Here is a 6,123-nt window from a genome sequence, read left to right as displayed (position 1 = left end):
GGCCGGGTCCGGGCGGGTGCCCGGCTGCGGCGAGAGCCACACCGCCGACGGGGCCGCCCGGCCCGCCACGCCTCCCCGCCCGAACGGCTTCGGGGAGCTGCTGCCCACGCTCGCCGGGGAGCGGGCGGCCGGCGGCTTCTGCGGTGCCGACCGGGTGATACGCGAGCTGCATCCGGGCCCCGAGCCACCGGAGCTCGTACCGCCGTCACCGGTGGAGCTGTCGATCCTGCGCGTGTAGCGGGCCGGACCCTGCCGTCGTCCGTCCCCTTCTCCCGCACGTTCAGGAGCCTTTCCTCATGTCCAAGTCCAAGCCGATCATGATCGTCTCCGGGGTGGCCCTCGCCGCCGCGCTCCTCGGATTCGTCTCGTTCACCGCCACCAGGCCCGCGTCCGGGGGCGCCTCGGGTTCGTCGGCCGTCGCCGACGTCACCGCCGAACCGGGCAACGGCGTCTACCCCGAGCTGGAGGCCTACGCCCGCCGCGACGCCTCCGACAAGCTGGCCCAGGGGCGGGCCGACGCGCCCGTGGTGCTGATCGAGTACGCCGACTTCAAGTGCGGCTACTGCGGGAAGTTCGCCCGCGACACCGAGCCCGAGCTGGTGAAGAAGTACGTCGAGAACGGCACCCTGCGCATCGAGTGGCGGAACTTCCCGATCTTCGGCGAGGAGTCCGAGGCGGCGGCCCGCGCGTCGTGGGCGGCGGGGCAGCAGGGCCGGTTCTGGGAGTTCCACAAGGCGGCGTACGCCGAAGGGGCCAAGGAGAAAGGCTTCGGCACGGAGCGGCTGAACGCGCTCGCCAAGGAGGCCGGCGTCCCGGACCTGGCGCGGTTCGCGAAGGACACCGACGGCGCCGCCGCCCGCGCGGCGGTGAGCAGGGACCAGGAGCAGGCCTACTCGCTGGGCGCGACCTCGACCCCGTCGTTCCTGGTCAACGGCCGGCCGATCGCGGGCGCGCAGCCGATGGAGACCTTCACGGAGGCGATCGAAGCGGCGGCGAAGGCGGCGAAGACCTCGAACACCTCGAAGGCCCCGGAGAAGTCGAGGACCGGGCAGTGACCTCCGGCATCGGCTACCTGGCCGCGTTCCTCGGTGGTCTCCTCGCCCTGCTGAGCCCGTGCAGCGCCCTGCTGCTGCCGGCCTTCTTCGCGTACTCGATCGACTCGACGAGCCGGCTGCTCGCCCGTACCGGAATCTTCTACGCCGGTCTGGCCACCACGCTCGTCCCGCTCGGCGCGGCCGGGTCGTTCGCCGGGCGGCTCTTCTACGGGAACCGGGATCTGCTCGTGGCGCTCGGCGGCTGGACGATCATCGTCCTCGGCGTCCTGCAGATCCTCGGGATGGGTTTCGCCTCGCGCCGTATGGCCGAGGTCAGTGGCCGGATCCGCCCCACGACGGCGGTCTCCGTCTACGCCCTCGGCCTGGTCTACGGTCTCGCCGGCTTCTGCGCGGGCCCGATCCTCGGCAGCGTCCTGACGGTGGCGGCGCTCAGCGGCAGCCCGGCGTACGGCGGTCTGCTGCTCGCGGTGTACGCGCTCGGGATGGCGGTGCCGCTCTTCCTGCTGGCGCTGCTCTGGGAGCGGTACGAGCTGGGCCGACGCCGCTGGCTGCGTGGGCGCGCGATCCGGGTGGGCCGCTTCGAGCTCCACACGACGTCGCTGCTGTCGGGGCTGTTCTTCGTGCTGCTCGGCACGCTCTTCCTGGCCTTCGACGGCACGACGGCGCTGCCGGGTCTCCTCTCGGTGGACGAGTCGTTCGCGGTGGAGGAGCGGGTGGCGTCGCTGGGCCGTTCGGTGCCCGACTGGGCGCTGCTGGTGGTCGTCGTCGCGGTGGTGGCGGTGGTGCTCGCGGTACGGGGGTGGCGCGGCCGGCGCAGCACGGCCTGAGGGGCGGGGGCGCCCGGCGTGTCCGGTGTGTCTGGTGTGTCCGGTCGAGGCGGCCGGGCACACCGGACCCCCCGCCGTCACTGCCTCCTGGGACACGCCTGGGACACGAAGAAGGCCCCGTTCTTTCGAACGGGGCCTTCTCTTTGTGGCTGGGGCCGGGGTCGAACCGGCGACCTATCGCTTTTCAGGCGATCGCTCGTACCAACTGAGCTACCCAGCCACGAGACTGTTTCCAGCCTCAGCGATCCTGACGGGACTTGAACCCGCGACCTCCACCTTGACAGGGTGGCGAGCTAACCAACTGCTCCACAGGACCTTGCGATGCGCGAGCACTAGTCTCGCACAGGATGTTGCGTGCCCCCAACGGGATTCGAACCCGTGCTACCGCCTTGAAAGGGCGGCGTCCTGGGCCACTAGACGATGAGGGCTAGGGGCTCACCTGGGCGCTTCTCAGCGCGTCGGGGACGTGAGAAGCATATGGGATACCGGCCGCTATCGCCAAAACGGTTTCGCCCGGGGGGACGGTGGCCGGGTGCTGGAGATGTCGCCTTCGGAGTTCTTCGGAGTTCGAGGAGCTTGTCGCCGAAGCCCTGCACCGGATCCCGCCGGAGCCGACGTGGCTGGTGGACAACGTCGCGGTGTTCGTGGAGGACAGCCGCACCGGACGATGTCGAGGAGCCGAGATCACCGGCGTGCACGACTTCCCGTCGTACGCCTTCAGGTGAGGAATCCCCTCCTCAGCCGACTCCGGCTACGAGATCGGGCCGCCAGGGATCAGCCCCAGCCCAGTTCGTGAAGGCGCTCGTCGTCGATGCCGAAGTGGTGGGCGATCTCATGGACCACGGTCACGGCAACCTCGTGAACCACGTCGTCCGGGGTCTCGCACATGCGCAGCGTCGGCCCCATGTAGATCGAGATGCGGTCCGGGAGAACCCCCGCGTACCACTCGCCCCGCTCCGTGAGCGGTGTGCCCTCGTACAGCCCCAGAAGCTCGGGGTCGTCCGCCGGGGGCTCGTCCTCCACGAAGACCGCCACGTTGTCCATGATTCGCGTCAGGTCGGGCGGGATCGTGTCCAGGGCATCGGCCACCAGCTCTTCGAAGGCTTCTCGCGTCATCTCCAGCACACGGCCATTCTCCGTGAGCGACACGACTTCCAGGGAGGAGAGGCGCGAGAAGCCCCGAACGGTCACTCCGGCGGTTGGCTGTACCGCTCCAGCGCCCCCTTGCTCGTGGGGCTGTTCCCACGCCGCAGCCCCCCCCGCCCAGTGTGCACGACACCACTTCGGCAGCGACGACGAGCGGATGCGCGCGCTGGGCTACGGCTGGCCGGTACGGCCGTCGGCCGGGGGCTGACGGTGCGGACGGTGCGGACGGGGGCCGACGGCCGGCAGGTGGTTGCCATGCGGGCGTGTCCCTTGCGGCGCGAAGGGAGTTGGGAAGGCAGGCGCGTTCTTCCGCCTGCCCTTCCGCCGTTCCCGCCCTTTGTGTCCTGGAGGTGCCCTCCGTGCGCCATTTGCCCCACCGTGTGAGATGGGCCGCCACCGCGTTGGCGGTCGCCGCCTGTGCCGGTCTGAGCGGCTGCATGAGTGTGAGTGACGAGGGCGCGAAGCCGGCGCCGAGCAAGTCCGCCGGAAAGCAGGACGGTGTGGCGGCCGAGTCCGGCGACGGCCTCGGGGTCTCCTCGGGCGGGCGTGGCGGAACGGGCCGGGAGGCGGCCGGGGTGAGCGGTCCCGATGTGGACGGTGCGGGCGAGGAGTCGCCGGTGCCGAGCGGGTCGCCGTCGGCCTCCGGGACACCGCCCGCCGACCCGTCGACGGGCGGGGGCGGCGGGAGCGCGCCGAAGCCGGGCGGCCAGGTGCCCGGCGGGGTCGGCGATGGCGTGGGTATGCCGAGCGAGCCGGCCGGTGAGCCCAGCCCGCCGGTGGACCCCCCGGACCCCTCGCCCACACCGACCGAGGAGCCGAGCCCGACCCCGAGCCCGGAGCCCACGCCCGACCCCTCCGGCTCGCCGACCGCGAGCCCCGGGGCCGACACCCACATGGGTGCGATGAGGGCGGCGGACGGGCCGGGAGGCCCGGCGGAGCCGGAGGCATCACCGCAGGTCGGACCGGTGTGACGGAGTCCGGTTTGCCATAGGTGGGGGAGGGTGCGTATGGTGGTAGATCGTTTGATCCCATTGCCCGGCGCCGACACAGAAGAGCGCCGCGTGGCGCGTACTCTCCCTAGCCGTGGCTGGACCGCATTGAGGCGGTCGATTTGCGAATTTCACGGAGTTGACGGGCGCGTGCCGAGACTCCGGAAGGTTTCGCATTTCGCATGTCCATTTTCAGTTCTGACCACGCCGTCCTGCCCGAGAACGACGAGATCGTCGAGGCCGTAGAGGCCACCGAGATCGTCGAGACCGAGGCGTCCGACGTCACCGAGGCCACCGAGGCCTCGGACGCCGCCGAGGCCGAGTCCTCCGAGCCCACCGTCACCTTCGCCGACCTGGGCCTGCCCGAGGGCGTCGTGCGCAAGCTCGCGCAGAACGGCGTGACCACCCCCTTCCCGATCCAGGCGGCGACCATCCCGGACGCCCTGGCCGGCAAGGACATCCTCGGCCGCGGCCGTACCGGCTCCGGCAAGACCCTCTCCTTCGGTCTGCCGACGCTGGCCCAGCTGGCCGGCGGCCACACCGAGAAGAAGAAGCCCCGCGCGGTCATCCTCACCCCGACCCGTGAGCTCGCGATGCAGGTCGCGGACGCCCTCCAGCCGTACGGCGACGTGCTCGGCCTGAAGATCAAGGTCGTCTGTGGCGGTACGTCCATGGGCAACCAGATCTACGCCCTGGAGCGCGGCGTCGACATCCTCGTCGCCACCCCGGGCCGTCTGCGCGACATCATCAACCGCGGTGCCTGCTCGCTGGAGAACGTCCAGGTCGCGGTCCTCGACGAGGCCGACCAGATGTCCGACCTGGGCTTCCTGCCCGAGGTCACCGAGCTGCTCGACCAGGTTCCCCAGGGCGGCCAGCGCATGCTCTTCTCCGCCACCATGGAGAACGAGATCGGCACGCTGGTCAAGCGCTACCTGAACAACCCGGTCAGCCACGAGGTCGACAGCGCCCAGGGCAACGTCACGACCATGTCGCACCACGTCCTCGTCGTGAAGCCGAAGGACAAGGCGCCGGTCACGGCCGCGATCGCCGCCCGCAAGGGCCGCACGATCATCTTCGTCCGCACCCAGCTGGGCGCGGACCGCATCGCCGAGCAGCTCGTCGAGGCGGGCGTGAAGGCGGACGCGCTGCACGGCGGCATGACGCAGGGTGCCCGTACCCGCGTGCTCGCCGACTTCAAGGACGGCTACGTCAACGCGCTGGTCGCCACCGACGTCGCCGCCCGCGGTATCCACGTCGACGGCATCGACCTGGTCCTGAACGTGGACCCGGCCGGCGACCACAAGGACTACCTGCACCGCTCGGGCCGTACCGCCCGTGCCGGCCGTTCGGGCGTCGTGGTGTCCCTGGCCCTGCCGCACCAGCGCCGTCAGATCTTCCGCCTGATGGAGGACGCGGGCGTGGACGCCTCGCGTCACATCGTCGGCGGCGCGGGCGCGTTCGACCCGGAGGTCGCCGAGATCACCGGTGCGCGTTCGCTCACCGAGGTCCAGGCCGACTCCGCGAACAACGCCGCCAAGCAGGCGGAGCGCGAGGTCGCCGACCTCACCAAGCAGCTGGAGCGTCTGACGCGCCGTGCCGCAGAGCTCCGCGAGGAGGCCGACCGTCTGGTCGCCCGTTCCGCGCGTGAGCGGGGCGAGGACCCGGAGGCCGCTGTCGCCGAGGTGACGGAGGCCGCCGAGGCCGAGGTCGCCGCGGCCGTGGTCGCGTCCGAGCCGGTCCAGGAGCGCCGCGAGGAGCAGCGCCCGGCGTTCCGCGACGAGCGGGGCAACTACGAGCGCCGTGACCGCGGTGGAGACCGCGGCGACCGCGGCGGCTTCCGTCGTGACGACCGCGGTGGTGACCGCGGTGGTGACCGTGGTGGCTTCCGCCGTGACGACAACCGGGGTGGTGGCTTCCGCCGCGACAACGACCGTCCGTCCGGTGGCTTCCGCCGTGACAACGACCGTGGCGACCGTGGCGGCTTCCGTCGTGACGACCGTCCCTCGGGCGGCTTCAACCGCGACGACCGTGGCGGCCGTTCCTTCGAGCGTCGTGACAACGACCGTCCGTCCGGTGGCTTCCGTCGTGACAACGACCGTGGCGACC

At 71.4% G+C, this 6,123-nt stretch carries 6 protein-coding genes and 3 tRNA genes; 5 read left to right on the top strand and 4 right to left on the bottom strand.

Annotated elements, in window-relative coordinates:
• The 3 genes from ACFUJR_RS27305 to ACFUJR_RS27295 all read left to right on the top strand — a co-directional run.
• On the top strand, window positions 1–238 hold a 238-nt coding region (locus ACFUJR_RS27305; protein ID WP_383450816.1), incomplete at its 5' end, for a hypothetical protein.
• A gap of 58 nt (window positions 239–296) precedes the next feature.
• Entirely contained in the window at window positions 297–1,055 is a 759-nt protein-coding gene (locus ACFUJR_RS27300) for a DsbA family protein (RefSeq protein WP_383172604.1), read from the top strand.
• Window positions 1,052–1,882, top strand: a complete 831-nt coding sequence (locus tag ACFUJR_RS27295; protein ID WP_383172605.1) for a cytochrome c biogenesis CcdA family protein — start codon at window positions 1,052–1,054, stop codon at window positions 1,880–1,882. Before ACFUJR_RS27300 ends, ACFUJR_RS27295 begins: the two co-directional genes overlap by 4 nt.
• 146 nt (window positions 1,883–2,028) lie before the next feature.
• On the opposite strand, the gene ACFUJR_RS27290 is transcribed toward ACFUJR_RS27295, so the two are convergent.
• From ACFUJR_RS27290 to ACFUJR_RS27275, 4 genes are all read right to left on the bottom strand, one after another.
• Window positions 2,029–2,102 (bottom strand) — tRNA-Phe (locus ACFUJR_RS27290).
• 22 nt (window positions 2,103–2,124) lie between these two features.
• Window positions 2,125–2,198 (bottom strand) — tRNA-Asp (locus ACFUJR_RS27285).
• A gap of 39 nt (window positions 2,199–2,237) precedes the next feature.
• A tRNA-Glu gene (locus ACFUJR_RS27280) sits at window positions 2,238–2,310 on the bottom strand.
• Between the two features lie 346 nt (window positions 2,311–2,656).
• Window positions 2,657–3,007 (bottom strand): metallopeptidase family protein, encoded by a 351-nt coding sequence (locus ACFUJR_RS27275; protein WP_383172607.1) that lies wholly within the window; start codon window positions 3,005–3,007, stop codon window positions 2,657–2,659.
• 458 nt (window positions 3,008–3,465) lie between these two features.
• On the opposite strand from ACFUJR_RS27275, the gene ACFUJR_RS27270 reads away from it, so the two are divergent.
• Both ACFUJR_RS27270 and ACFUJR_RS27265 read left to right on the top strand, forming a co-directional pair.
• The gene (locus tag ACFUJR_RS27270; RefSeq protein WP_383172608.1) at window positions 3,466–3,999 is read left to right on the top strand and encodes a hypothetical protein; all 534 of its coding nucleotides are present in this window, start codon (window positions 3,466–3,468) and stop codon (window positions 3,997–3,999) included.
• A gap of 200 nt (window positions 4,000–4,199) precedes the next feature.
• Window positions 4,200–6,123 (top strand): DEAD/DEAH box helicase (locus ACFUJR_RS27265; protein WP_383450813.1); only part of this gene is annotated, 1,924 nt, incomplete at its 3' end.

This window comes from Streptomyces sp. NPDC057271 (assembly GCF_042668715.1).
Classification (GTDB): domain Bacteria; phylum Actinomycetota; class Actinomycetes; order Streptomycetales; family Streptomycetaceae; genus Streptomyces.
This window is presented reverse-complemented; position numbering and strand designations above follow the sequence as displayed.